Genomic DNA, 23,821 nt, shown 5'->3' with positions numbered 1-23,821 from the left:
AATAAGGTATAATGTCTATAAAAAAAAAGTTGGTAGTAATACCAGGGATTGTACTGGCTTTTATTTTATACTCTCTTTCTCAAGGAATAAATAATGTAATTGGAATTGAGTTATTAGGTTACGACAAAAGTCCAATATCTACTGCGATGTTTGCTATTTTAATTGGAATGATACTTGGAAACATTTTCAAAATCAGAAAATTATTTTTAATTGGTTTAGATTTTACTCAAAAAAATATTTTAAAACTTGGAATTATCTGTTTAGGAATACAATTAAAACCTTTTGAATTCTTAAAATTTGGAACTATAGCAATTCCACTAATCATCATCTGCATTGTAAGTGTTTTAGTGGTAATAAAACTTGTTATTAAAAAATTAAAGATACCTACTAGAATGGCTTATCTAATTTCAATTGGGTCAACAGTATGTGGTACGACTGCGATTATGGCAACTGCTCCAGTTATAAAAGCTAATAAAAGTGAGGTATCATACGCAATCGCAAACATGACTTTATTTGGCATTTTTTCAATGCTTGTTTATCCCTATTTCGCAAATTTTTATTTTGATGCAGAACCTCTATTAGTTGGACTTTTTCTTGGCACATCTATTCATGAAACATCTCAAGTAGCAGCAGCAGGATTAATTTATGAACAGCAATTTAATAGCCCAGAAACATTAAATATAGCAACTGTAACAAAATTAATAAGAAATACTTTTTTAGTAATAATGATACCTCTTTTTGCATTTTTATATAATAGAGGAAATGTTGTTAAAAAAAATTATTCAATAATAAGCATTTTTCCCTATTTTGTACTTGGATTTGTAGGCATGATAATAGTAAGAAACATAGGTGATTATTACTTATTAGATAGTGCCAATCAAATTTGGACTGACACTATTGGTATAATTAAATCTTCATCTAAAGTATTTCTTACAATGGCAATGGCTGCAATTGGATTATCAACAAATTTTAGAGATATAAAATCAATGGGCTATAAACCTTTTGTTGTAGGTTTGATTGGAATGACCACAGTTGGAGTTGTGAGTATTTTTTGTATAGAATTTTTTACTAATATAATTACTTATTAGCAGGTACTGCTAATTTTTTTCTTAAATTTGAAAAAAATCTTCTAATAAAAGCTGCTGCTACTCCTAAGAATATTGCAAACATAATAGTAAACAAACTATAAAAAAGTGGCATCTCTTGAGAAAATTTTTGAATGAAAACTGAAAAAAAGTTTAGATCATCGTCTAATACTTTTACAAATTCTGTCTCAACTTTTTCAGCAAAAAAAGTATCATAAGCCATTGCTATTCCAACTAACAAAAGCAAGATAGCTAATAAAGCTCTTAATCCACTGCTATTTATTTTTTCTCCAAGCTTTTGACCAATTTGAACACCGATAATCGAACCTGCAACTAACATTAAAACTAAAAGCAAATCAATTGATCCGTAATTAAAAGCATGCAAAAAAGTTACTATTACACTTACAAATATTGTTACAAATAATGAAGTACCAGGAACTAATTTTGTTGGCATACCGATAATATAAATCATTGCAGGAACTAAAATAAACGCTCCGCCAATTCCCATTATTGCTGCAATAAACCCAACAAATAAACCTATTATAATTGGAGTAAAAGCGCTTTCATATAATTTTGATTTTGGAAATCTTAATCTAAATGGGAGACCATGTATCCAGTAGTGAACATGTAATTTTTTTTTAACTACAACATTTCTTCTTTGTTTATCGATCTCACCTAGGCTCTCCACTAACATTAAAGAACCAATTATTGCTAAAATGTACATGTAAGCTAAAGCTATAACTACATCGATTTTACCCATATTTTGAAAATAAGAAAAAGTATAAATTCCTAATAAAGTACCAATAGCTCCTCCAGCTACTATCATTAAACCCATTTTATAATCCAATGTATTTTTTAAATAATGTGTTGTTGAGCCTGACACGGAAGTTGCCAGAATATTATTTGCTTCATTTGCAACGGCGTAAGCAGGGGGAACTCCTAAAAAAATTAAAAAAGGTGTCATCAAAAATCCTCCACCCACACCAAATAATCCTGACAGTACACCAACTATTGCGCTGAGAAGAAGTATTTCAATAGCATTAATGTTTACTTCCGCTATCGGTAAATATACATCCATATATGTTAATTTTTTAATATTTTACTTAATTAAAAGCAAGGAAAGTTCCAACTAAAATAACACTCCAATAAGCAGTTAAACTAACTACTATTCCAAACTTAACTAGGCTCAGTTTTAAAAGCTTAATTTTATTTGATATTTTTAAGAAGAGGAAATTCATCTCTCGCTCAATAACATTAGCGAGAAATTTGTCAATTTATTTGTTTGATAGACTAAATTTTTTTAATATATAGTAGCACCAAAGATTTTAACTTCATTATCCTCAACACCTAAAACTAACCTTCCTAAAAACTCGCCCGGAAGCTCTTTATTAGTCTGTTTAATCAATACAGTAATATGATCCCCTCTTCTAAGAGTTCCAAAAGGATTGTAGGTATCATGAAGGTTGGTAATTACCTTATTATTAGCCCATTGCTTTCCAAGTTCTACTTCATTTGCTCCAAACAGCATTTGAGTAGAAAAATCTCGCGTAAAACCACCATAATCTTTAAGATTTGAAGATTTTACTAGATTTTCCCAAAAAGGCTTTGCAATAGCAAAGACTTCGTCATCAGATTTATTAAGTAAATCTTTCAACTTATTTCCTTTGATCTGTTAAATTAAGAAGCTTTCTTTTCCTCTTTTTCATCTACAATGTGGTACACAGGTACTTTTTCCATTGTAAACTTACCAGTTTTTGGATCTCTTCTTGAAACAGTTAGACAATGCCAATTTTCATCATCAAGTTTCATGTGATCACCTCTGTAATAGTAACCTGGCCAACGAGTTTCTTCCCTAAATAAAGTATGTTCTGTAACACACTGAGAAGTTAACGCTCTATGTTTAAGCTCCCATGCTCTCATTAACTGGTGATAATCTTCAGCACCTACATTTTCTAGATCTTCTTGAAGCCATTCTAGTAATTCAAGGCCTCTTTTTAGCATATTTCCGTTAGTCATGTAATTTGAAGTTATTCCCCCAACATACTCATCCATGATTTTTTGTAGTCTTTGTAAACCTTGAATTGGTGAAATATAACTTGGAGAAACCGTTCCTCCAGTTATTTCATTTCTTCCGATTGTATAATTATCTAATGGTTTGTAGACTTTAGTTTTAAAATCTTCACATTGTTTGTCAGAAACTTTAATACCATCAGCTTTCTTATCTTCAATGTATTTTACTGCTGCTTTTGCTGCTAATCTACCTTCAGTAAATGATCCTGATGAGAATTTATGTGCACTTCCACCAACTGTATCTCCAGCTCCAAATAAACCATCAATAGTTAACATTCTGTTGTATCCCCAGAAATATTCAGGTGGTGACAAATCTTCAGGTCCACTTACCCAAGCTCCAGAACATGTTGCATGTGAGCCCATTACATATGGTTCAGATGTTGTTAATTCTGGATTAGTATATTTAGGGTCAATATTTTGTGAAGCCCATACAACAGCTTGACCAACTGTCATTCCTAAAAAATTTTCCCATCCAACAGTTTCTAAATGTGGGTCTTGGAATGCCTCTTTTGTTACCATGTGGATTGGTCCACCGCCGGCTGCAACTTCTTGAATGAATGCATGGTTTCTCAAACAAGTAGGTGTTGGATGATGATCAATATACTCTCCAACTAATTCTTTAGTTTGATCATACCACTTCTTCTCATAGTTCTCACCATTAGCATTTTGTGTATATGTTTTTAGGTGTAAGAAATAAGCACCAACTGGTCCATAACCATCTTTAAATCTACAAAGAACAATTCTATTTTCCATTTGAGTCATTTTTGCACCAGCTGCAATTGGTAATGCATACGCAGAACCGTTACTCCAAGGTGCATACCAAGTTCTACCCATTCCTTCACCAACTGCTCTTGGTTTAAAGATATGTGAAGCACCACCTGCTGCAACAATCACTGCTTTAGCTCTAAATACATGAAAATCACCTGTTCTCATGTTAAACCCGACTGCTCCACCAATTCTATTTTCTTGAGACTCATCCATTAACAAATGAGTGATCATTATTCTGTTATAAATTTTATCTGCAGATTTTTTTGCAGCTTCAGCTACAATTGGTTTGTAACTTTCACCGTGGATCATTATCTGCCATTTACCTTCTCTTAAATATCTACCTGTTTTTTCATTTTTCATCATAGGTAAACCCCATTCATCAAACATATGAACTGTTGAGTCTACGTGACGAGCCATGTCGTAACCTAAATCCTCTCTAACCATTCCCATCAAATCATTTCTTGCGTATCTAACGTGATCTTCAGGTTGGTTTTCACCCCACTGCATTCCCATGTAGCAGTTAATTGCATAAAGACCTTGAGCAACAGCTCCACTTCTATCAATGTTTGCTTTTTCAACACAAACAATTTTCATATCTCTTCCCCAGTGTCTTGCTTCAAAAGTTGCACCTGTACCGGCCATACCGCCACCGACAACTAAAATATCACATTCTTCGTAATGAGTTTTATGTTTAGCCATTAATAATAAACTCCTTTTTTAAAAGACTCTTTTGGAACTGATGGAAGTTCACCATCAATATTTAAACCTTCAGGTTCTCTATAAAGTCTTTGTGAATTTATTTCACCTTGATTAGGTTTGTCGCCATCAGCAAGTTTTGGAATAAACTCACCCCAAGGTTTTGTTGTAATTGGAGATACAAAGTTTTTTTCAGTTCCATTTCTAAATTTTATTTTCCAAGAGATGGTTCCTTTTTCTTCTTCTCTTCTTACTCTAACACTGTGACCCATTGGAGCAAAATCAGCATAACCTCTTACATCAATTGCATGGTTAGGACATGCCTTAACACATGAATAACATTCCCAACAAAAATTTGGCTCAATATTTTTTGCTCTTCTTATATTTTCATCGATATGCATTATATCAGATGGGCAAATATCTACGCAATGACCACAGCCATCACATCTAGTCATGTATACAAAAGTTGACATTTATTTTTTCTCCTTTTTAAATAATCTCATGGTTAATAATGTTTTGGTTCTTCTCTTTTAATTCCTAAACCAAATTGTTCAGGTGCATCAGCTGGTGGAGGAAGATTATCTCTTGAACCATCTGCTTCAGCTAGATTTTTTTGAATAGCTGCCCCAGGTTTGTAAAACATGTGAGCAAACTTAGACCAGTAAACTCCACCGAATAACACGATGTTAGCAACTACAAATAATGCTAGAAATAAATAACTTAATCCCATTTGACTTGAATATTGAAAATATGACCACGCTAAACCAAATGTTGAACAAGCTAAAAGAGCTAGTACGAATAAATCTGCTTTAATAATCCTATACCAAGGAAAAGCTTCTGCAGATACATCTACTCTTAAAAAAAACCAAAACCAAAATCCACCTAAACAAGTAAGTATCGCTCCAACATGCCACAAAGTTGACCAAACAGTTGTTGTTGAACCTTCGCTAGTATAACCAAATATCAATACAGCAGATGAAATCCAAAATAAAATAGTTCCGTACATACCTAATACATGCGCTAATCTTCTTTTACCCATTCCTAATTCTGATGTTGTGCCAATATCCACAACTGTTGTTTTAGCTATAATTGCCGCTTTCTCTCCTGCACTTAATTCTTTTGTAGCAGATAATTTTGCTTTTTTTGCATTGTTCAAAAAGTAAGTAACGTTCTTATGATGTATCATTTGAATTATAGTTCCAACAGCTATTAAAACTATCATTGCAATAATGAATGATTGCATTGCATAGGGTGAAACTACTTCAGCTAAATTTAGAAAAGGATTGTTTTGTAACATAGTTTTAAATTTTAGTTAATTTCACACTTTTCTAAATTAGTTTGTACAGGACTTCAATATGTAAGAATTGGTCAATTTGTCTTTGTTAATAGTCTAATTTTCTCTTTTATAGTGCTGTTTTTTAGGAATAACCGATCTTACTCCTCCTTGGGGATTTTCAACATCTCCCTCTCTTCTTGGAATCAGATGAATATGGCAATGCATAATTGATTGACCAGAAATTTTTCCAGCATTAGTTCCAATATTAAATGCTTTAACCGTTTTATCTTTAGCTAGGATTTCATTTTTAATTTTTATAATTAAATCGTTACAAGCTAACAATTCTTCATCACTCATTTCAAAATAATCTTTTACATGTCTTTTGGGAATAATAAGACAATGAAAATCTGAAACCGGATAAGAGTCATAACTTGCGTATGCAAATTCATTTTCTGCAGCAATACCACTCTCTTTTGCATTACAAAATAAGCAAGGATTATTTGGATCTCTTATCATTAATATTTTTTACTTTGTTGAATTGCTTTTAAATACGTAGATGAAAATAATTTGTAATACTTCATACTTTTTCTTGACCAGGCATAATTCTTAATATTTTTAACTGACGCAACCCCTTTTCCAGAGCCTATTAATAAAATTTCATCGAATTCAGACAATGTATTAATTCTAATATCTGTATAATAAAATTTTTTAAATTTATTTTTAAAAAATTTAAATGTTATTCCTTTATAATAATTATTTCTTGGAAAAAATATTTTATTTTTCTTTATAAAAACTAAATTTGAAGTTCCAGTTTCAAAAACTTTATTTTTTACACATAAGCCTATATCATTTTTTGAATTATCTAATTTTGAAAGATATTTTAAAATTTGTTTATATTTTAAATTTTTATATTCAGGTTTGGCTCTTTTAAGATTTACCAGATTTAAAGTAAAATCTAATTTTGGCTTTATTCTTTTTCTTATAGAGACAGATAATGTCTTTTTGTTTATTGCTACTCTTAACAAGTGATTATATTTAATTTTTGGATTTATTATCTCTTTCAAAATTTTTAAAATATTCAATTTTAAATCTGCTTTATAAACTTTAAAGACTTTTGTAGATTTTATTAAATTATTTATGTGTTGATCAAAAAATAAAATTTTTTGTGGTTTGTCAAATAACCACATCGTTGTGAACACACCATGATCACCCCAAAGATCATTAAATTCAATTTCTTTATAATCTTTAAGCCGATAAGATTTTTTTAATAAGTAAGTTACCATTTATTGTTAAAAAAGATTCTGGATGAAATTGAAAACCATAAATTTTCTCTTTGTTATTTTCAATTGCCATCGCAACATTTGAATTAGCACATCTCATTGTGATGTCAAAATTTTTTGCTTTAAAAGGTTCTTTTAATTTTAATGAATGATATCTGCCTACTACAAAATTAGTATTTTTCTTAAATAAAGAATTTCTAGATACAACTTTAATTTTTGATTGATAGCCATGATATATTTTATTTTGTTCAACAATTTTTCCACCTTCACAATGAAGTATCTGCTGAAAACCCAAACAAATTCCAATAATTTTTTTTTTATTTTTAAATTTTTTATAGATTTTTGAGGTTATCTGATAATCTTTTGGAGATCCTGGTCCCGGAGAAAAAACAATTGCAGAAGCTTTATTTAATTTTTTCTCTTTAATTTCTGAATAATCATCACATTCCACTTTATCAAATAAAGAAAATTGATGAACGACATTAAAGGTGAAAGAATCTTTATGATCAATAATATAAATCATTTGAATAAATCTAATAAGGCTTTAGCTTTAATAAAATTTTCATTAAATTCATTTTTTGGCTTGCTGTCTACAACAACACCAGATGCAACTGAAATTTCTGATATACTTTTATAATACAATAAAGATCTAATTATTATGTTGAATCTCATATCACCATTAAACTTTATAAAACCAAAACTGCCTGTATAAATATTTCTATTTTCTCTTTCTTGATTGTTTAATAAATTCAAGGTGCTAATTTTTGGACAGCCAATTACAGATCCGCCTGGCATCATGGATTTAATTATATCAATAATTTTTATATTTTTTCTTAATCTGCCAGCAATCAAAGTTACGTAGTGAAATAGATCTTTATATTCTTCAATTTTTTTTTCTTTTTTAATTTTGACTGTTCCGGGTACACAAATCCTTGATAAATCATTTCTTTCCATATCAACAATCATATTGTGTTCTTTAGTTTCTTTAATATTTTTTCTAAAATATTTAAGAGCTTTTGATTTATTCAATTTCTTATTCTTTTTCAGTGTTCCAGCGATAGGCTTTGTTGAAATAAAATTTCCTCTTCTATCTATCAAGTTTTCGGGAGAACAGCTTATTATTGAATAATCCTTATCTTTAATAAAAAAAGACTCAGGTGCTAGATTAGTTTTGCATAATTTAGAAAACAAATCTAATGGATCAATAATTGACTTATTTTTATACTTTGTGCAGATTTTAATTTGATATGTATCACCGCTTTTTATTTTTTTCTTAAATTTTTCAAATATTTTTATGTAATTATTTAATGATAAGTTTATTTTGAATTTCGTATAGGTTTTTTGTCTCTTTTCATTTTTATAATTAATATCTTTTAAATTTTGTACCTTTTCAGGTTTATAAAAAATTCCTTTAGGAAAATTGATGCTTTTTTGTTTTGGAAGTTTTATGCCAATTAAGTTGTTTAATATTTCATAACCAAAAAAACCCACAAATAAGTCTGTTTCTTTAAAATTTGATTTCTTTTTTTTTATACTATTTAAAAAACTTTTAATGTTTTTTTCGTTTAAAATAATTTTTTTTGAGAATTGAGAATATAATTTAAAGCCTATATTAGACCTATAGAGTATAAATGGCTGTTCGGATCTAGAGAGATTTTCAAGTATATTCAATTTATTCTGTTCTTAATCTTAAAACTGCTTGTTCTTTAATTGGTAAGTGAATTATTGCAGCAAAAACAGAGAGTACAATTGCTAAATACCACGCATAATCATATGAACCATATGTATCGTAAAATAATCCACCTAAATAAGCACCAAAGAACGATCCAATTTGATGGCTTAAAAAAACTAATCCATATAATAAACCTAAATATCTTGTGCCAAAAATATGAGCAACAATTCCACTAGTAGCCGGAACAGTCGAAAGCCATAAAAATCCAAAACTTGCTCCAAAAATAAAAGCGTTTAGGTTGCTAGGTGGTAAGAATATAAAGAAAATAATTGATATTCCTCTAAGTAGGTAAATTACACTTAAAATAATTTTTTTACTCATTTTTGAAGATAGATATCCACTTAATAATGAGCCAAAAATATTAAATAAACCAATTAACGATAAAATTGCAGCTGCTGTCCAATCCTCTAAACCTCTATCGATTACATATTTTGGAACATGTGTTCCAACTAGAGTTATATGAAAACCACAAACAAAAAATCCTGAAACCAATAAAATATAACTCTTAGTTCCAAAGGCTTCTTTTAATGCTTCAGAAACTGTTTGATCATTTTTTTTCTCAGGTGACTCATTTAAAGATGGAGATCTGACAAAATAAGACACCAACAATCCAAAAATTAGAAAAAACATAAAAACACTTAAGGTGTGCTCCCACCCATTCGCATTTAAAGAATAGTTTGTATATAAAGGAGAGGCAAAATAACCTAAAGATCCAACGGCTGTTACAAAACTCATTGCTATAGTTCTGTTTGATAAAGGAAAATGTTTTCCAACTATTGCCATTGGAATACTTATCGCTGTTCCACCTAATCCAATTCCAACTAATAATCCTAAATCTAATTGAAAAAACAAGCCTGTATTAGGGCCATTATATAAAAAATAAATTCCTAAAATATAAAATATAAAAGCTAAACTAATTGCTTTATGACCACCATATTTATCGGCAATCGCACCAAAAATCGGACCTGTTAAACCCCACATTAACATTTGAATTCCAACAGCCAAACCAGAATTTGTTATGGATATTCCAAGATCTCTTTTGAAATCCATAAAAAATAAACCAAAAGTTTGTCGGACCCCAAGTGAAATAAAAACTACTGCACAAGCAGCTATTAAAGTTATCAAAGCAGTTTTTGATTGGAAAAATTTACTCTGCATTATCTTAAATGCTTGAGAGCTTGTTTTAAGTCTGCAATCAAGTCATTAGGATCTTCTAGACCGATATGAAGTCTAACAAGATGTTCGTTACTATCTAATTTAAGATAATTTCGTTTTCCTTGTTCTCTTATATCTTGATGTAAGGCTAAACTTTCAAAGCCGCCCCAACTGTACCCATAACCAAAAAGTTTTAGTGAGTTTACAAATTTTACTACCGAAGATTTATTTTTGGCTTTAACTTTTAGTCCCATTAGGCCAGATGCGCCTGAATAATATTTTTTCCACATTCTAAAGTTCACTGAATCTTTTTTATAAGGATACAACAGCTTAATATTCTTAAATTTTGAGAGGAATTCTGAAACTTTTTTTGCATTCTCTCTGTGTCTATCTAGTCTTACATCTAAAGTTCTAAGTCCTCTTGTAATTAAATAAGCATCATCGGGACTCATTCTCATACCAGTAATTTTGTCTGTTCTTTGGACTTGTTTAAACACTTTTTTATTAACAGCTAAGGAACCACCCATTACATCTGAGTGACCAGAATAATATTTTGTTGCAGAAACAATAGCCATATCAAAACCAAGTTTTATAGGTTTTAAAAAATATGGTGTCCCCCAAGTGTTATCTATTGCTGTTAATATTTTATTTTTCTTTGCTATTGAAACTATCTTGCCAAGATCTTGGAAATCAAAAGAATTGCTTCCAGGATTTTCAACAAAGATTAGTTTTGTTTTTTTAGTTATATTCTTTTCTAATGTTTTTAAATCGCTTGGATTATAAAATGTTGCTTTAATATTAAATTCTTTAAGGTAATCTTGAGTTAATAGTCTTGTTGGACTGTAAACTGGATCTGCAACTAAAATTTCATCACCTGGTCTTGTAACACTAAATATTGATAAAAAGACTGCTCCGAATCCTGTTGGCGTTAGAAAAACATGATAACTTTCTTCTAACTTTGATAAAATTTTTTGTAATATATGTGTCGTAGATGTGCCCTGTCTTCCATAGTCAAAGTACCCACCAGTTGGATCTTTAGCCGCTTTGGATTGTGTTTTTCTTATATCCTGCATTGATTTGAAGATAATTGTTGATGCTCTAACAATTGGAGGGTTTACAGACTGATTATGAAAGTCTTTAGCCGTATGCTTTAAAAATGTCTTAAAAGTATTACTCATAAAAAAATTGATAAGTTGAGGGGACAATGCTATATCCCGCGAATAATTTCAATTAAATTATAAACAAAGGAAAAAATGGGTTACCCGAAGAAACATAGAGGCCGAAGAAAAATGGGCTCAAAAAAAAGAAGAGCTAGAAAAAAGAATAAGAAAAAATAGTTATTCTTGTATCCAACCACCACCTAAGACTTTATATCCGACCTGGTCTTTAGCGTAAAAAACACACGCTTGACCTGGGGAAATGCCATCTTCTGGAATTTTAAGGCTTACCTCACCCGTTAAGTCTTTATTTACATTAACTTTTGCGTCTAATAATTTTCCAGTAGATCTTACCTTGCAGAAAATATCTTTATCTAATTCTCTTTCTTCACAAAGTAGATTTATATTCTTAATTTTAATTATTTTTTTTCCTAGATGTTCTTTTGAACCAACAATTATTTCATTTTTATCTGAATTAATTTTCAAAACATACAAAGGCTCTTTATCAGAAACTTTAATTCCTTTTCGTTGGCCTATCGTGAAATTAATAATACCATCATGGACTCCTATAACTTTACCATCCAAGTTTTTGATATTACCTTTTTGAAAAGAGTCTGGTCTAAATTTTTGAATAACAGATGCATAATCGCCGTTTGGCACAAAACAGATATCTTGACTATCAGGTTTGTCAGCAACGTTAAGATCAAGATTTTTTGCTATCTCTCTAGTTTTGTCTTTTAACATCCCGCCAAGAGGAAATCTTAAATAATTTAACTGTTCTCTTGTAGTGTTGAAGAGAAAATAACTTTGATCTCTATTTTCATCTATCGCTCTGTACATGTTAGTAATATTTTTATCAGTAATACTTTTCACATAATGTCCTGTAACCATTGCATCTGCTTTTAATTCTTTCGCTACCTCAAATAAATCTTTAAATTTAACCGTTTGATTACACTGAACACAAGGAATTGGAGTTTCTCCTTTTAGATAACTCTCTACAAAATTATCAATCACTCCTTGTTTAAACTTATTTTGATAATATAAAATTTTGTGCTCTATATCTAATTTGTTAGCAACCCTTTTAGCATCCATGATATCTTGACCTGAACAACACTGCTTAGATGCTGCTACTTCTTTACCATCATCATATAATTTCAAAGTAATTCCCACTACATCATAACCTTCTTTTTTCATCATCCCCGCCACGGTAGATGAGTCTACACCTCCGGACATAGCAACAACTACTTTAGTTTCAGAAGGTTTTTTATTAATGCCTAAGGAATTTATTTCTTTATTCATGTGCTGGTATTTATACTCATTTGCAATATAAGTTAAGTTAAATGATTTTAGATTACGAACCAGGCGATAAAGTTGTAAATCCTGCTAAAAAAGAATGGGGAATTGGTCAAGTTCAATCAATTATAGGTAATAAAGTTACAATTAATTTTGAGAATGCTGGAAAACAAGTAATTAATGTTGAAGAAGTAAAAATTGAAAAGTTTAAATAATGAATTTTGAAGAAGCAAAAAAAATAACTCTTTCTCTGTTAGATACATTTAATGATGCAGGACAGGTTTCATTAAAGCTTAGAGAGGAAGGGCTTAAAAAAGAAATAAAGTCAGATAACACACCTGTTTCAAATGGTGATATTGAAGTTAATAAGATTTTAACAAAAAAAATTTCAAGCTTAACTCCCAATATACCGATTGTTTCAGAAGAGACCTCAGCAAATAAAGACGTTAAAAATTTAAAAGATTTTTGGTTAATTGATCCAATAGACGGAACAAGAGATTACATTGAAAATAGAGATGAGTTTACACTTAATGCTTCATTAATTATTGATAAAGAACCACTGATAGGAATAATAAAAGCTCCTGCAAAGAATAGATTATTTTATGCCTATAGCAAAGGTCATAGTTATGAAATTGTTAATGATAAAGAAATAAATCTTAATTATTTAACGAATGAAAATAAATCAATTAAAGCTGTGAGTTATGCCAATACTTTAAAGCCTGAAATTTTAAAAATTCACAACGATAATAATATTTCAGAGTACCAAAAAATGAAAAGCTCATACAAGTTTTGTGTAGTAGCAACAGGAGAGTATGATTTGTACGCAGCAGAACCAAGAGCCTGTGAATGGGATATCGCTGCAGGTCATGCTATATTGATACATGCTGGTGGATCTGTTGAAGATTTTAATGGAAACAAAATACTTTATGGTAAGAAAGATTTTCTAAATCCAAGTATAGTTCTTAAAAGTAAAAGATTAAGCAATGGATGAACAATTACGAATTATCCTGATAATTATATTTTCGGTCTCAATATTAGGATTGTTAGTTTTTGTATTTGTAAGAAATTATATTAAACAGAAAATTGATTACTTAGTAGAAGAAGAAAAAAAAAGAAAATCAGAGTAAATTTATTATTTTCTTGTACTCTTCTTTTGTCATATCCATCACTTTTTTAGAAGTTTCAAAATCAAATCCATTTCTGGCTAATAAAGATATATCTTTTTTATAAAATAATGGTCGATTGTCCTCTACTCTAGCTGGTCCTATTCTTTTCTTTTTGCAAATTTTAATTGCAGAAAAAAAATCTTGATCAGAGTTTTCATCATGAATTTGTTCAACTGTATTATTAATATAATTTTCATCAATTCCCTTACCTAGTAAGTAGCTCCTAATTTTATTTATTGAACTTCCTCTATTAATCATACTTCTGGCTTTACTCTCAGAATAGAATTTATCATTTATAAATTTACTCTTTTCTAAGTCATTTAGAACAATTTCAATTAATTTACTCACATCTTGTTTTTTAACATTTGGTACTGAAGTTTTTAAATATTTCTTAAGCAAATATGTTTTTAACTGTTGTTTTGATGGCGCATATTTTTCTACATAAGCAAATGCAAAATTACGCATTTCTTCTACGGTTACTTTAAGTTCTTTTTTTTTATTTCTTATAGGAATCATCGATAGATTTAATATAATATATTTTTAAATGATCGAACAAATTTATACATATTTTACTATTGAGATGCTTTATTTGTGGATCAATTGTGGTGTTTTGCCTTTCTGGATTATTTTAATTTTTTTTCCCCAGTCGCATCTTTGTAAATACTTTGTCACATCAATATTTCCTATAACTCTATTGGGTGGGGCCTATATATTTATGCTCTATCAATCTTACATTGGTGCCTATGATTTTGATAAAAATTTTATGTTATATTTAGGTATTGCAGAATTGTCAGATTTATTTTCCGATGATACTTTTTTAATAATGTTTTGGATCCATTTTGTTTCAATAAATCTATTTGCTGGAGGTTGGATTTTAAAAGACTCACAAAAATTTGGAGTGAATAAATATTTATTAGGAGTTCCTTTAATCACTACTTATTTAATTGGTCCTTTAGGATTATTTATTTATTGGTTCATCAGATTATTTTACGCGAAAAGAATAAGTCTTTATGATTAATAAAATAGATTTTTATTTTGATTTTATAAGTCCCTATACTTTTTTAGCTCATAAAAAAATTATCAAATTGAATAAAAGGAATAACTTTAATTACAAGCCAATTTTGCTAGGTGGTTTACATAATCTTGGTGGGATTACTGCTCCTGCTTTTAATGAAAGAAAAATGAAAAATATGAAAAATGATTGTGAAATTATAGCTCAAAAAAATGAAATTGATTTTGTTTGGAATGCAAATTTTCCAATTAATTCTTTATATTTAATGAGAGGATTTATTTTTATTAGTGATGATCAAAAAGATAGATTTATTGATATTTGTTTTGATTACTATTGGGAAAAAAACAAAGATATTTCAAAGAAAGATGTAATTAAAATGATGTTAAGCGAATGTAATATTGATGAAAATCTTTTTTCAGACGGAATAAATAATCAAAAAATAAAAGATGAACTTAAAAATTTGACGAGCGATGCTTTTGATAAGGACGTTTTTGGCGCTCCCACATTTGTAATAAACAACAAACTATTTTGGGGTCAAGATAGACTTGATTACGCTTTAGAGGAACTAAACGATTAAACGATATTAAACTTGCTAGATTTTAAAGCAGCAAAACCGCCATCGATATGAGAAACTTTTTCAAAGCCCATTTCTTGCAATGTTTTCGCAGCAAGAGCTGATCTTAATCCACCCGCACAAAACAAAACCATTTCTTTATTCATATCAAGTTTACCATCTTTGAAATAAACACTTTCTGGATCTAGCCAAAATTCAAGCATACCTCTTGGAATATGACTGGCATTTTCAACTCTGCCCTCTTTATCCAGTTCTCTAATATCTCTGATATCAATTAAATTACATTCATTTTTATTTAACTTATTAAAAGCCTCATCTGTTGAGATAGTTTTAATCTCATTCAAAGCTTCTGTAACTAGAGTTTGAGATGATTTAATATTCATAATAAAAGACTTAATATATATTTTTTTTAAAAGCTAAAGTAAAAAATTATGTTGCCACAAATATTTAAACCCTTTCATGTAAAAAGATCAAATTTACTTAGAATTGGCCCTAATAAAGATGGCGGTTATGTAATAGATAAAAGAGTTATTTCTAAATCAAAAACAATTGTCACTTGCGGTTTAAATGACGATTGGGAATTTGAAAAAGATTTTTTAAGTAAAAATGAAAAATGCAAAGTTATTGCGTATGACCACACGATAGATAATAAATTTTGGGATAAGAGACTTAGAAAAGATCTTATATCATTAATACTTTTGAAGAAATTAAGCTTTAATAAAATTAAAGATGTATTCAAATATTGGGAATATAAAAGATTTTTTAAATCAAAAAATGAACATCATATAAAAAAGATTGTTGGAAAAAAAAAGAAAACAAGCGAAATTACTATTAACGAGATATATAAAAAATATAAAGATACAGTTTTAAAAGTAGATATCGAGGGAGATGAATATAAAGTTTTCAAGGATATCCTAAATAATTCAAATAAAATTAATTTATTAATTGTTGAATTTCACTCAGTAAACAAAAATTTAAAAAAAATTATAAATTTTATGAAAAACTCTAAATTCAAGCTTATTCATATACATGCTAATAATTATGGCAAAGTAAATTCTAAGAATATTCCTGATGTTCTTGAGCTTACTTTTTTAAATAAAAAAAAATTTAAGATTTCAAATAAAAAAACAAAAAATTCATTTCCAATTAATGGATTAGATTTTGCAAATTTAAAAAGAAGAGAAGATATAAAAATTAAATTTAATGACTAAAATTTGTATCGTTTATACCCATCATAAATTAGGAGATTTGATTTGGCAGCTACCTTATATCAAAGCAATCAGTGATCATCATAAAGAAAATATAGATTTAGTTGTAAGAGAAAAGACTCAAGCCAAAAATATTTTAAAAGATCTAAAATATATTAATCAAATCAATTATAATAATTTTAGAAAAGGTTTGAGTTATTGGATTGATGTTTTTAAACTTACAAATCTTTTTTTAAATAAAAAATATGAATTTGTTTATATCTTAGACAAAGTAAATAAACCTGCAATTGCTGCAAGGTTAGCTGGAATTAAAAATATAATTGGACCAGGTATTGGTAATCAAAAAAAATGGTTAACAGTATCCAAAGTTTTGTCTGATGAAGATTGGAAGCTTAATTATTCTGAACAATCTCAAAAATTGTTAAAGATTAATTCAATTGAAATTAATAATATTTATCCTGAGATAGAAATAGACATTAATAATTTTAAAGATGGTAATAAAGATTTATTACTGTCTGGAAAAAAAATTGCATTTGGTGTGGATTCTTTTGAGGATTATAAAATGTGGTTTGAGGATAGTTTTATAGAATTAGCCGATCTTTTATATGAAAAAAAAATATTTAATCACATTTATCTAATATGTAGCCCAGACAAATCTTATATTTCTAAAAAAATCATTGAAAATTCAAAGCGAAATTATTTTATTGATTGTTCAAATAAAGATTTGAAAGGAGTAATTTTAGCAATCAAAAACTCAGATTTCTTCGTAGGAAATAATTCTGGACCAATGAATTTAGCTGCTGCCCTAGGTGTTAAATCATTTGGATTAATTGCAAACGATCCTGTTAGTGAATTAAAATACAGTAAAGTAATTCCAATTACACCAGATGATTATGTTGATAATGTTTGGAATAGAGATAGAGAAGGTATGAAAAAATTAAAAGTTGATAATGTTTTTAATTTTATAATAAATTCTTTGTAATGAAAAAAATATCAAATTTCACTCTTCCATCTACTTCAGGTAATGACTTTTCTTTAAAAGATAATATTTCTAATTATTTAGTACTATATTTTTATCCAAAAGATGACACACCTGGATGCACAATTGAAACTAATGATTTTAACAAATTACTACCTAAATTTAAAAAACTGAATTGTGAAATACTAGGTATTTCAAAGGATGATATTAAAAGCCATGATAAATTTAGAGCAAAATATAAGATAAAATTTAATCTTTTATCTGATCAAGAAATTAAACTTCATAAAAAACTTAAAATATGGGGTAAGAAAAAATTCATGGGTAGAGAGTTTATGGGAACAATTAGAAGTACTTTTTTAATAGATAAAAATGGAAAAATTTTAAAAATTTGGAATAACGTGAAAATTAAAGATCACGCAAAAGAAGTATTAGAAACTTTAAAATCATTAAATTAAAAAAAGGCCCCGAAGGGCCTTTCTAATTATTAACTAAAAGAGAGAGAAGTTAATTCTTAAAGGAGCCCTCCGATGAGTAGATCTAGAGAGCCGGAGAACTCCTATATTACATGTAATTAGTCACGTATCGCGTAAGCAATTACTCCTGTTTCGGTTACGTCTGTACCTTTCATTTCACCTTCCTTACTTAATCTTAGACCAATTGTTGCTTTCATGATTGACCAGATTATATAAGCTACGAAGAATATGAATGAATTCACAGCTACAACACCAATTAATTGCGCACTAAAAGATGCATCAGCATTTGTAGCTGGAACAATTAATGTTCCCCAGATACCAGCAAACAAGTGAGCTGGTACAGCACCTACTACATCATCAATTTTCATCTGTAATAAGAACTTAGTACCGTAAACAACTATTACACCTCCCACTGCACCAATTAAAATTGCAGCAAATGGTGATGGTGCTAATGGCTCTGCTGTAATTGCAACTAAACCACCAATACAACCATTTAACATTTGGATTACATCTGTCTTACCAATAAACAATCTTGTAACAACAGCTGCTGCTAATACACCACCAGCTCCTGCTAAGAATGTGTTAATGAAGATAGTTGATACAGCGATCGCATCATCAGCTGTTCCCATAGCTAATTGAGAACCACCATTGAAACCAAACCAACCTAACCATAGAACAAATACACCGAGTGTTACTAATGGAATTGAAGAAGCTGCAAACGGTTTAATAGGTGTTGCTTCACCAGACTTAGTAAATCTTCCAAGTCTAGGTCCAATAATGATTGCACCTGCTAAAGCTGCTGCTCCACCAGTTGAGTGTACCAGAGTTGATCCAGCAAAATCAGAGAAGCCAAGTTCTGCTAACCAGCCTCCGCCCCACTGCCAACCCATTACGATTGGGTATAAAATTCCAGATAAAATTGCTGCAAAAAAGAAGAAAGGCCATAATTTAATTCTTTCAGCCATTGCTCCTGATACAATTGAAACTGTTGTTGCGCAAAATACCATTTGGAAATACCAATCTGATCCATCTGAATAACCAGTATCTATAGCACTCGAGTCTGACCATGGTATAAATTTACCTATATAACCACCTTCTGGAATTCCATAAGCTAAGTTATATCCAAACAGCCAGAACATTATTCCAGCAATTGAAAATAGTCCGATATTTTTTGCACAAATTACCGAGACACTTTTTGAAGTTACCATTCCAGATTCTAGCATTGCAAAACCTGCTGCCATGAACATGACTAGGAAACCACATATTAAAAATAGAAGAGTATTGAATATAAACCCAACTTCAGCAGATACTGTTGTTTCTGCCATTCCTGCACTACTCATGTTTAATAACAAAATTAAACTAATAAGCGGTGCGCTTATTTTTTTTATTAATTTAGTCATAAGACCTCCCTTGTTTAAAAAGTGTCTTATATTTTGATTAATTTTTTTAACTAACGTTTATACTGTAAAAGGGGTATGCAGATTTTGCATATAGAAACAGCCTTAACACTATTTCAGTATTAAGGCTGTTAAAAAGTATTATCTGTTAAAAGCTTCTTTTAAAGATTTAGCAGGTAAGAACTTAACTTTTTGTGATGCAGCGATTTGGATCTGCTCACCAGTTCTAGGATTTCTTCCAACTCTTGCTTTTCTTTTAGCTACTTTGTAAGTGCCAAAACCAGCAATTTTAACGCTATCATCGTTTTTTAAAGCGTCTAAAATAGTGTTGGTAATAGTATCAAAAGTTCTCTCAGCGTCTGCTTTACTTAAATTTAGCGAGCTTGAAAGCTTTACTACTAATTGTTTTTTGTTCATTTTAGCTCCGGTTTTATTAGGTTATTTACTATCATTGTTAAAAGTGTTGATAAATCAAGGTCTTTTTTAGTAGCTGTTAATAAACAACATGCTATATGTTGTGAAAACTTAAATAATTGTTGATTTTATTGGATTTTTGAACTTTTTACAAAATTAAATCAACCAAATAATCCGAGATCTCTAAGATCATTGAAGGTTGTAAAAAACATTAAAGATAACAACAAAAATAATCCGATTCGAAAGAAACCTTCTTGAGTTTTTTGGCTTAATGGACGCCCAAGCAAAGCTTCAAAAGTATAAAACATTAAATGACCACCATCCAACATTGGTATTGGAAATAAGTTAATTAATCCAAGACTTATTGAGATATATGCCATCATACTTATGAAAGCTATCACTCCAAACGTTGCGACTTGTCCAGAAATTTTAGCAATTCTTATTGGGCCACCTAATTGAGAAGTGTCAGCTTTTCCCATTATCATTCCGCCAAGATATTTAAGTGATGAAATACTTACATAATAAACTTCATGAGCAGCATGATAAATTGCTTGGGCAGGACCTAATTTTACGTGATTAATTTCATCATTATAAGCACCAAGTTTAATACCAACCATTCTTTTATTGATCTTATTTCCAAGGTTATCTTCGCTCATAACCATATTGGGCTTAATTTTTAAGATTAATTCATCATAATTTCTCTTTACTTTAAAATCGATAAAATCACTTGTAGACATTGTAATATATTTTGAGACATCCATTAAACTTTTAACTTCATTACCATCTATCTCTAAAATGATGTCTTTTTCTTTTAATCCTCCCACCATTGCAGGACTATCTTTTTGAACTTCATTAATAACAGCAGGAGTAAAATCCTTACCAACAAATGTATAAATTGAGAAAAATATTACTAAAGCTAATAAAAAATTAGCAAGTGGGCCTCCAAAAACAATTAAAGCTCTTTGATATAAAGGTTTTAATATAAATAGTTTTTGTCTCTCTTCCTCATTATATTTATCAAGAATTTCTTGATGATCTGCTTGAGAATACACATTTCTATCACCAAAAAATTTTACATATCCACCTAATGGAATAGCGCAAACTTTCCATCTTGTTCCAGATTTATCATTCCAGCCAAATAATTCCTTACCAAATCCAATTGAAAAATCTGTAACTCCTACTCCATATCTTTTAGCAAAATAATAATGACCATATTCATGGATAAAAACCACTACTAAAATCAAAATTAAAAAAGGTATTATATAACTTAAAAGCATAAATTAATGTTGTAATTGTTCTTCGTTTGGATCCTCTTTATTATTTAATATATTAGCATAACTATGATTTAAATCTCTATGACCTGCTTCATCATCTCTAACAACTTTGATAACATCTTTAAGAGTAGAGTTTAATGGCAAGTTCCAATAATCAATTGCTATTTTTGGAGCCTTAACATTTTCAATTTTACCACTTTCAACTTCTTCTAAGTACTGAGTATAACTTATCACAGCTTCTTCTTCAAAATACCCAACTACTCTATGAGCGGTTCTTGGAGAAATTATATAAACAATTAAATAAAATATTATAAAGATAAACTGAGCAAACATTATAAGAAATCTTTCAAATAAAGTTGGTTGAGCAATATTAATGAAAGTCATCAAATGCATTCTTTCATTTTCAGCTTCATCCAAAAGAGTTTTGATCCAACCTTTATCTTCTTTAATTCTTCGTAAAGACTTAAGATGTATCAACATTCCACCTACCATGCCAGGTACAGCTGCAACAGTTTCTAAAACAACAGCTCTATGACCATATTTTTTCTTAAAAAAAGTATCAGCTATAAACCTAAGTAGTTTAGTAAAAGCTAAAGCTACTCGATCACTAATATTTTCTGGTTTGTGATGTATATCTAAATTGACCATAGGACATATATAGTTGAAAATCTGTAATTCTCAATGAGTTATAAAAACTCAAATTTTGTTTAATTAATAAAGCTAATTTGATAATATAACTTATGCCTTCTTTTGATGTAATCAGTAAAATTAATTTCCAAGAATTTGATAATGCCTTAGCTAATTGTTTAAGAGAAATTGGTAATCGTTATGATTTTAAAGGTCTTACAATTACAATTGAGAGAAAAGATAAAAATATTACAACAGTTGCACCTGATGAATTAAAATTAAAACAAGTTAATGAATTATTACAAACTCATCTGGTAAGAAGAAAAGTTGACCCAAGAGTAATAGAAATTAAAAACTCTGAAGGTGCATCAGGTGGCTCTATTAGACAAGTTAGTGAATTAAAAGAAGGCATCAGCCAAGAAAATGCAAAAAAAATTATTGCTGATATCAAAAAACTAAAGCTTAAAATCCAAATCAAAATTCAAGGTGATGAGTTAAGAGTTGATGGAAAAAAGAAAGACGATCTTCAAGAAGCTATGGGTGCTATAAGATCTATTGATATTGGTCTACCAATTGATTTTATAAATTTTAGAGATTAATTAAACGTCAGGAATATATTCTACATCTTTAAAACGATTTGTTGGAAATACCCAATAAAAACCTAAAACTTCTTTACCATTATTTTGTAGAGCATGTTTTGCATTTCCTGCAATATATACAACATCACCTTTTTTAATTTCTTCTAATTCTCCAGATTTATTTAATGTTCCACTTCCATTTGTTACAACGTAAATCTCATCGGGCGCATGATGATGTAATGTTAAATTTCCACCAGGTTCTATTTCAGCAAAGCCACAAGAAAGACCTTTGCTGTCATTATAATCTTCATCAATTAAAAACTTCCATCTAACTCCTGGATACTTTTCGCTAGTAGTCCAATCTTGTTCAGACACAGAATTCATATTCTTAACAAATATCATATGACAAAAGATTATATTTATTTTTTAAAAAAACCAATAAATACTATTCTCGATTATAAAATTTATGAAGAAACAAAGAAGAAAAGAATGGCATGAATATGTGAAAACAGATGCTCACATTTCAGAATTCAAATTAATAGATTTTCCTACATTCAAATTAAAACATGATGACATTATTATAGATGATGTTCCAGATCCTAAAGACTGTTTAATAGAAAAAATTAATCATTTTGCTCTTACATTTAATGCTTATGAAGATAATCAAATAGAAAAAGAATTTAATTCAAATGAAAGTAATTTTTATGATCAATACTTTAATGAAGGTAAATATAAAGATTCATTAACTTATTTAAGAGCTATATTATTTTACACTCAAAGAGGTGAACATATGTCTGGTCCATCGGTAGACTATGATCAAAGAATGAGACAGATAATTACTGACATTAGAAACTTGCTTTTTCAAAATTAGATTTTAATAAACTTCTCCAATAAAAGATATGGAGATAAAAATGAATAACTTATTTAAGATATGGCTGTATGCTTTAGGAAGCTTTTCAGATAAAAAAACAAAACCATACGATAAACAAGTAGTGATCGTTAGATCTTTTTGGGTGTTACTACATATAGCAACTTGTTTAATGATAATAATTGGTAATGGAAGGTTGTTAGGATGGTGGTAACTTAAATCTTTACTTTAAAGAACCTTCTAAAACATATTTTAAAATACGAACTGCTTGTTCTTGATTTGAACATACTGCAGCGGCTGCAGCATCAACTTCTTTTAAAGCATGCTGATGATCTTCATTTTGAATTACAATAATAGATTTATTTAAAGCAGCAGCATAACCTGCATCAAATGCAGCGTTCCACTGTTTATATTTTTCACCAAATTTAACAATGATTACATCACAGTCATTAATAGATTTTTTAGTTCTAATAGAATTAATGTTTGCCCCTTTTCTATCCTTCCAAAAGTTTTTTTCTTCAGGTCCTAATATTTCAACACCACAATCATCTGAGGAAGGATGATCTGTTACAGGTGAAGTAAATTCAATCTGTAAATTTTGTTTCTTACAATTATCAATTATCTCTTCTCTCCAGTTTGTGTGAATTTCACCAGCTAAATAAACTTTTAACATTAATTTCTCCTAAAATTTTTGACTGTTTTATAACAAATATTAATAATATTGATATTACTAATAAAC

Annotated in this window: 32 protein-coding genes; 12 read left to right on the top strand and 20 right to left on the bottom strand. The window is 29.3% G+C overall.

Annotation, left to right across the window (positions count from 1 at the left end; all coding sequences use genetic code 11):
- The first annotated feature begins 11 nt into the window (after positions 1-11).
- Positions 12-1,088 carry a YeiH family protein gene (locus ACTT9P_RS03895; RefSeq protein ID WP_440909387.1) on the top strand — a complete coding sequence of 359 codons (1,077 nt, stop codon included), beginning with the start codon at positions 12-14 and terminating at the stop codon, positions 1,086-1,088.
- Here the strand turns inward: ACTT9P_RS03895 and ACTT9P_RS03890 are convergent.
- The 12 genes from ACTT9P_RS03890 to mnmA all read right to left on the bottom strand — a co-directional run bounded on the left by ACTT9P_RS03890 (position 1,078) and on the right by mnmA (position 12,518).
- The gene (locus ACTT9P_RS03890) at positions 1,078-2,163 is read right to left on the bottom strand and encodes a sulfite exporter TauE/SafE family protein (RefSeq protein WP_440909386.1); all 1,086 of its coding nucleotides are present in this window, start codon (positions 2,161-2,163) and stop codon (positions 1,078-1,080) included. The genes ACTT9P_RS03895 and ACTT9P_RS03890 overlap by 11 nt on opposite strands.
- Before the next feature lie 222 nt (positions 2,164-2,385).
- Positions 2,386-2,739: a hypothetical protein gene (locus tag ACTT9P_RS03885; RefSeq protein WP_440909385.1), complete on the bottom strand. Its 354-nt coding sequence runs from the start codon at positions 2,737-2,739 to the stop codon at positions 2,386-2,388.
- A 23-nt stretch (positions 2,740-2,762) separates the two neighbouring features.
- Positions 2,763-4,622: an adenylyl-sulfate reductase subunit alpha gene (gene aprA, locus ACTT9P_RS03880; protein WP_440909384.1), complete on the bottom strand. Its 1,860-nt coding sequence runs from the start codon at positions 4,620-4,622 to the stop codon at positions 2,763-2,765.
- Positions 4,622-5,092, bottom strand: a complete 471-nt coding sequence (aprB, locus tag ACTT9P_RS03875) for an adenylyl-sulfate reductase subunit beta (RefSeq protein ID WP_440909383.1) — start codon at positions 5,090-5,092, stop codon at positions 4,622-4,624. The genes aprA and aprB overlap by 1 nt, the downstream gene beginning before the upstream one ends.
- 32 nt (positions 5,093-5,124) lie before the next feature.
- Positions 5,125-5,916, bottom strand: coding sequence for an adenylyl-sulfate reductase (locus tag ACTT9P_RS03870; protein WP_440909382.1), 792 nt, complete (start codon positions 5,914-5,916; stop codon positions 5,125-5,127).
- A 93-nt stretch (positions 5,917-6,009) separates the two neighbouring features.
- Positions 6,010-6,411: an HIT family protein gene (locus tag ACTT9P_RS03865; protein ID WP_440909381.1), complete on the bottom strand. Its 402-nt coding sequence runs from the start codon at positions 6,409-6,411 to the stop codon at positions 6,010-6,012.
- The gene (locus ACTT9P_RS03860) at positions 6,411-7,178 is read right to left on the bottom strand and encodes an aminotransferase class IV (RefSeq protein WP_440909380.1); all 768 of its coding nucleotides are present in this window, start codon (positions 7,176-7,178) and stop codon (positions 6,411-6,413) included. Before ACTT9P_RS03860 ends, ACTT9P_RS03865 begins: the two co-directional genes overlap by 1 nt.
- Positions 7,141-7,698, bottom strand: a complete 558-nt coding sequence (locus ACTT9P_RS03855; RefSeq protein WP_440909379.1) for an aminodeoxychorismate/anthranilate synthase component II — start codon at positions 7,696-7,698, stop codon at positions 7,141-7,143. The genes ACTT9P_RS03860 and ACTT9P_RS03855 overlap by 38 nt, the downstream gene beginning before the upstream one ends.
- A complete protein-coding gene (locus ACTT9P_RS03850; RefSeq protein ID WP_440909378.1) occupies positions 7,695-8,846 on the bottom strand; it encodes a chorismate-binding protein in 1,152 nt (383 codons plus the stop codon). Before ACTT9P_RS03850 ends, ACTT9P_RS03855 begins: the two co-directional genes overlap by 4 nt.
- 1 nt (position 8,847) lies before the next feature.
- Entirely contained in the window at positions 8,848-10,065 is a 1,218-nt protein-coding gene (locus ACTT9P_RS03845) for an MFS transporter (RefSeq protein WP_440909377.1), read from the bottom strand.
- A complete protein-coding gene (locus tag ACTT9P_RS03840; RefSeq protein WP_440909376.1) occupies positions 10,065-11,240 on the bottom strand; it encodes a trans-sulfuration enzyme family protein in 1,176 nt (391 codons plus the stop codon). The genes ACTT9P_RS03845 and ACTT9P_RS03840 overlap by 1 nt, the downstream gene beginning before the upstream one ends.
- Before the next feature lie 159 nt (positions 11,241-11,399).
- The gene (mnmA, locus tag ACTT9P_RS03835) at positions 11,400-12,518 is read right to left on the bottom strand and encodes a tRNA 2-thiouridine(34) synthase MnmA (RefSeq protein ID WP_440909375.1); all 1,119 of its coding nucleotides are present in this window, start codon (positions 12,516-12,518) and stop codon (positions 11,400-11,402) included.
- A gap of 41 nt (positions 12,519-12,559) precedes the next feature.
- Between mnmA and ACTT9P_RS03830 the strand changes: the two genes are divergently transcribed.
- From ACTT9P_RS03830 to ACTT9P_RS03820, 3 genes are read left to right on the top strand one after another with little or no spacing between them, the layout of a single operon-like run.
- Entirely contained in the window at positions 12,560-12,727 is a 168-nt protein-coding gene (locus ACTT9P_RS03830; RefSeq protein WP_440909374.1) for a DUF3553 domain-containing protein, read from the top strand.
- The gene (locus ACTT9P_RS03825) at positions 12,727-13,503 is read left to right on the top strand and encodes a 3'(2'),5'-bisphosphate nucleotidase CysQ family protein (protein ID WP_440909373.1); all 777 of its coding nucleotides are present in this window, start codon (positions 12,727-12,729) and stop codon (positions 13,501-13,503) included. Before ACTT9P_RS03830 ends, ACTT9P_RS03825 begins: the two co-directional genes overlap by 1 nt.
- Positions 13,496-13,639, top strand: a complete 144-nt coding sequence (locus ACTT9P_RS03820) for a hypothetical protein (protein WP_440909372.1) — start codon at positions 13,496-13,498, stop codon at positions 13,637-13,639. Before ACTT9P_RS03825 ends, ACTT9P_RS03820 begins: the two co-directional genes overlap by 8 nt.
- Here ACTT9P_RS03820 and ACTT9P_RS03815 read toward each other — a convergent pair.
- Positions 13,631-14,194, bottom strand: coding sequence for a regulatory protein RecX (locus tag ACTT9P_RS03815; protein ID WP_440909371.1), 564 nt, complete (start codon positions 14,192-14,194; stop codon positions 13,631-13,633). The two genes, ACTT9P_RS03820 and ACTT9P_RS03815, sit on opposite strands and share 9 nt — an antisense overlap.
- Positions 14,195-14,222: 28 nt before the next feature.
- Between ACTT9P_RS03815 and ACTT9P_RS03810 the strand changes: the two genes are divergently transcribed.
- Together ACTT9P_RS03810 and ACTT9P_RS03805 are read left to right on the top strand one after the other, a co-directional pair.
- Positions 14,223-14,696, top strand: coding sequence for an ABA4-like family protein (locus ACTT9P_RS03810; protein WP_440909370.1), 474 nt, complete (start codon positions 14,223-14,225; stop codon positions 14,694-14,696).
- Entirely contained in the window at positions 14,689-15,267 is a 579-nt protein-coding gene (locus ACTT9P_RS03805) for a 2-hydroxychromene-2-carboxylate isomerase (RefSeq protein ID WP_440909369.1), read from the top strand. Before ACTT9P_RS03810 ends, ACTT9P_RS03805 begins: the two co-directional genes overlap by 8 nt.
- On the opposite strand, the gene ACTT9P_RS03800 is transcribed toward ACTT9P_RS03805, so the two are convergent.
- Positions 15,264-15,647 carry a rhodanese-like domain-containing protein gene (locus ACTT9P_RS03800; protein WP_440909368.1) on the bottom strand — a complete coding sequence of 128 codons (384 nt, stop codon included), beginning with the start codon at positions 15,645-15,647 and terminating at the stop codon, positions 15,264-15,266. The two genes, ACTT9P_RS03805 and ACTT9P_RS03800, sit on opposite strands and share 4 nt — an antisense overlap.
- Before the next feature lie 48 nt (positions 15,648-15,695).
- On the opposite strand from ACTT9P_RS03800, the gene ACTT9P_RS03795 reads away from it, so the two are divergent.
- Genes ACTT9P_RS03795 through ACTT9P_RS03785 form a run of 3 tightly spaced genes read left to right on the top strand, consistent with a single transcriptional unit; the run spans position 15,696 to position 17,906 of the window.
- Positions 15,696-16,475 carry an FkbM family methyltransferase gene (locus tag ACTT9P_RS03795; RefSeq protein WP_440909367.1) on the top strand — a complete coding sequence of 260 codons (780 nt, stop codon included), beginning with the start codon at positions 15,696-15,698 and terminating at the stop codon, positions 16,473-16,475.
- Positions 16,468-17,454, top strand: a complete 987-nt coding sequence (locus tag ACTT9P_RS03790; protein ID WP_440909366.1) for a glycosyltransferase family 9 protein — start codon at positions 16,468-16,470, stop codon at positions 17,452-17,454. The genes ACTT9P_RS03795 and ACTT9P_RS03790 overlap by 8 nt, the downstream gene beginning before the upstream one ends.
- Entirely contained in the window at positions 17,454-17,906 is a 453-nt protein-coding gene (locus ACTT9P_RS03785) for a peroxiredoxin (protein WP_440909365.1), read from the top strand. The genes ACTT9P_RS03790 and ACTT9P_RS03785 overlap by 1 nt, the downstream gene beginning before the upstream one ends.
- 116 nt (positions 17,907-18,022) lie before the next feature.
- Here ACTT9P_RS03785 and ACTT9P_RS03780 read toward each other — a convergent pair whose 3' ends face one another.
- The 4 genes from ACTT9P_RS03780 to ACTT9P_RS03765 form a co-directional block, all read right to left on the bottom strand.
- On the bottom strand, positions 18,023-19,324 hold the full coding sequence (locus tag ACTT9P_RS03780) for an ammonium transporter (RefSeq protein ID WP_440909364.1): 1,302 nt from the start codon (positions 19,322-19,324) through the stop codon (positions 18,023-18,025).
- A gap of 138 nt (positions 19,325-19,462) precedes the next feature.
- Positions 19,463-19,738 (bottom strand): HU family DNA-binding protein, encoded by a 276-nt coding sequence (locus tag ACTT9P_RS03775; RefSeq protein ID WP_440909363.1) that lies wholly within the window; start codon positions 19,736-19,738, stop codon positions 19,463-19,465.
- A gap of 158 nt (positions 19,739-19,896) precedes the next feature.
- Entirely contained in the window at positions 19,897-21,012 is a 1,116-nt protein-coding gene (gene rseP / locus ACTT9P_RS03770; RefSeq protein ID WP_440909362.1) for an RIP metalloprotease RseP, read from the bottom strand.
- 3 nt (positions 21,013-21,015) lie between these two features.
- The gene (locus ACTT9P_RS03765; RefSeq protein ID WP_440909361.1) at positions 21,016-21,657 is read right to left on the bottom strand and encodes an alternative oxidase; all 642 of its coding nucleotides are present in this window, start codon (positions 21,655-21,657) and stop codon (positions 21,016-21,018) included.
- Between the two features lie 92 nt (positions 21,658-21,749).
- Between ACTT9P_RS03765 and ACTT9P_RS03760 the strand changes: the two genes are divergently transcribed.
- Positions 21,750-22,235 carry a YajQ family cyclic di-GMP-binding protein gene (locus tag ACTT9P_RS03760; RefSeq protein WP_440909360.1) on the top strand — a complete coding sequence of 162 codons (486 nt, stop codon included), beginning with the start codon at positions 21,750-21,752 and terminating at the stop codon, positions 22,233-22,235.
- Here ACTT9P_RS03760 and ACTT9P_RS03755 read toward each other — a convergent pair whose 3' ends face one another.
- Positions 22,236-22,616, bottom strand: a complete 381-nt coding sequence (locus ACTT9P_RS03755; protein ID WP_440909359.1) for a cupin domain-containing protein — start codon at positions 22,614-22,616, stop codon at positions 22,236-22,238.
- 64 nt (positions 22,617-22,680) lie between these two features.
- Here ACTT9P_RS03755 and ACTT9P_RS03750 point away from each other — a divergent pair, with 64 nt between their 5' ends.
- A complete protein-coding gene (locus ACTT9P_RS03750; RefSeq protein WP_440909358.1) occupies positions 22,681-23,085 on the top strand; it encodes a hypothetical protein in 405 nt (134 codons plus the stop codon).
- Between the two features lie 40 nt (positions 23,086-23,125).
- On the top strand, positions 23,126-23,296 hold the full coding sequence (locus tag ACTT9P_RS03745) for a hypothetical protein (RefSeq protein ID WP_440909357.1): 171 nt from the start codon (positions 23,126-23,128) through the stop codon (positions 23,294-23,296).
- 9 nt (positions 23,297-23,305) lie between these two features.
- Here the strand turns inward: ACTT9P_RS03745 and ACTT9P_RS03740 are convergent, their stop codons facing one another.
- Entirely contained in the window at positions 23,306-23,755 is a 450-nt protein-coding gene (locus ACTT9P_RS03740) for a YtoQ family protein (protein WP_440909356.1), read from the bottom strand.
- Positions 23,756-23,821 lie beyond the last annotated feature (66 nt).

This window comes from Candidatus Pelagibacter sp. (genome assembly GCF_052048095.1).
GTDB lineage: Bacteria > Pseudomonadota > Alphaproteobacteria > Pelagibacterales > Pelagibacteraceae > Pelagibacter.
The sequence above is the reverse complement of the archived record's forward strand: the minus strand, read 5'-3'. Positions and strand labels throughout refer to the sequence as shown.

Coding starts and splice junctions, on each gene's coding strand:
- ACTT9P_RS03895 (WP_440909387.1), top strand. CDS start 12: ATGTCTATAAAAAAAAAGTTGGTAGTAATACCAGGGATTGTACTGGCT.
- ACTT9P_RS03890 (WP_440909386.1), bottom strand. CDS start 2,163: ATGGATGTATATTTACCGATAGCGGAAGTAAACATTAATGCTATTGAA.
- aprA (WP_440909384.1), bottom strand. CDS start 4,622: ATGGCTAAACATAAAACTCATTACGAAGAATGTGATATTTTAGTTGTC.
- aprB (WP_440909383.1), bottom strand. CDS start 5,092: ATGTCAACTTTTGTATACATGACTAGATGTGATGGCTGTGGTCATTGC.
- ACTT9P_RS03870 (WP_440909382.1), bottom strand. CDS start 5,916: ATGTTACAAAACAATCCTTTTCTAAATTTAGCTGAAGTAGTTTCACCC.
- ACTT9P_RS03865 (WP_440909381.1), bottom strand. CDS start 6,411: ATGATAAGAGATCCAAATAATCCTTGCTTATTTTGTAATGCAAAAGAG.
- ACTT9P_RS03860 (WP_440909380.1), bottom strand. CDS start 7,178: ATGGTAACTTACTTATTAAAAAAATCTTATCGGCTTAAAGATTATAAA.
- ACTT9P_RS03855 (WP_440909379.1), bottom strand. CDS start 7,698: ATGATTTATATTATTGATCATAAAGATTCTTTCACCTTTAATGTCGTT.
- ACTT9P_RS03845 (WP_440909377.1), bottom strand. CDS start 10,065: ATGCAGAGTAAATTTTTCCAATCAAAAACTGCTTTGATAACTTTAATA.
- ACTT9P_RS03840 (WP_440909376.1), bottom strand. CDS start 11,240: ATGAGTAATACTTTTAAGACATTTTTAAAGCATACGGCTAAAGACTTT.
- mnmA (WP_440909375.1), bottom strand. CDS start 12,518: ATGAATAAAGAAATAAATTCCTTAGGCATTAATAAAAAACCTTCTGAA.
- ACTT9P_RS03830 (WP_440909374.1), top strand. CDS start 12,560: ATGATTTTAGATTACGAACCAGGCGATAAAGTTGTAAATCCTGCTAAA.
- ACTT9P_RS03825 (WP_440909373.1), top strand. CDS start 12,727: ATGAATTTTGAAGAAGCAAAAAAAATAACTCTTTCTCTGTTAGATACA.
- ACTT9P_RS03820 (WP_440909372.1), top strand. CDS start 13,496: ATGGATGAACAATTACGAATTATCCTGATAATTATATTTTCGGTCTCA.
- ACTT9P_RS03815 (WP_440909371.1), bottom strand. CDS start 14,194: ATGATTCCTATAAGAAATAAAAAAAAAGAACTTAAAGTAACCGTAGAA.
- ACTT9P_RS03810 (WP_440909370.1), top strand. CDS start 14,223: ATGATCGAACAAATTTATACATATTTTACTATTGAGATGCTTTATTTG.
- ACTT9P_RS03805 (WP_440909369.1), top strand. CDS start 14,689: ATGATTAATAAAATAGATTTTTATTTTGATTTTATAAGTCCCTATACT.
- ACTT9P_RS03800 (WP_440909368.1), bottom strand. CDS start 15,647: ATGAATATTAAATCATCTCAAACTCTAGTTACAGAAGCTTTGAATGAG.
- ACTT9P_RS03795 (WP_440909367.1), top strand. CDS start 15,696: ATGTTGCCACAAATATTTAAACCCTTTCATGTAAAAAGATCAAATTTA.
- ACTT9P_RS03790 (WP_440909366.1), top strand. CDS start 16,468: ATGACTAAAATTTGTATCGTTTATACCCATCATAAATTAGGAGATTTG.
- ACTT9P_RS03785 (WP_440909365.1), top strand. CDS start 17,454: ATGAAAAAAATATCAAATTTCACTCTTCCATCTACTTCAGGTAATGAC.
- ACTT9P_RS03780 (WP_440909364.1), bottom strand. CDS start 19,324: ATGACTAAATTAATAAAAAAAATAAGCGCACCGCTTATTAGTTTAATT.
- ACTT9P_RS03775 (WP_440909363.1), bottom strand. CDS start 19,738: ATGAACAAAAAACAATTAGTAGTAAAGCTTTCAAGCTCGCTAAATTTA.
- rseP (WP_440909362.1), bottom strand. CDS start 21,012: ATGCTTTTAAGTTATATAATACCTTTTTTAATTTTGATTTTAGTAGTG.
- ACTT9P_RS03765 (WP_440909361.1), bottom strand. CDS start 21,657: ATGGTCAATTTAGATATACATCACAAACCAGAAAATATTAGTGATCGA.
- ACTT9P_RS03760 (WP_440909360.1), top strand. CDS start 21,750: ATGCCTTCTTTTGATGTAATCAGTAAAATTAATTTCCAAGAATTTGAT.
- ACTT9P_RS03755 (WP_440909359.1), bottom strand. CDS start 22,616: ATGATATTTGTTAAGAATATGAATTCTGTGTCTGAACAAGATTGGACT.
- ACTT9P_RS03750 (WP_440909358.1), top strand. CDS start 22,681: ATGAAGAAACAAAGAAGAAAAGAATGGCATGAATATGTGAAAACAGAT.
- ACTT9P_RS03745 (WP_440909357.1), top strand. CDS start 23,126: ATGAATAACTTATTTAAGATATGGCTGTATGCTTTAGGAAGCTTTTCA.
- ACTT9P_RS03740 (WP_440909356.1), bottom strand. CDS start 23,755: ATGTTAAAAGTTTATTTAGCTGGTGAAATTCACACAAACTGGAGAGAA.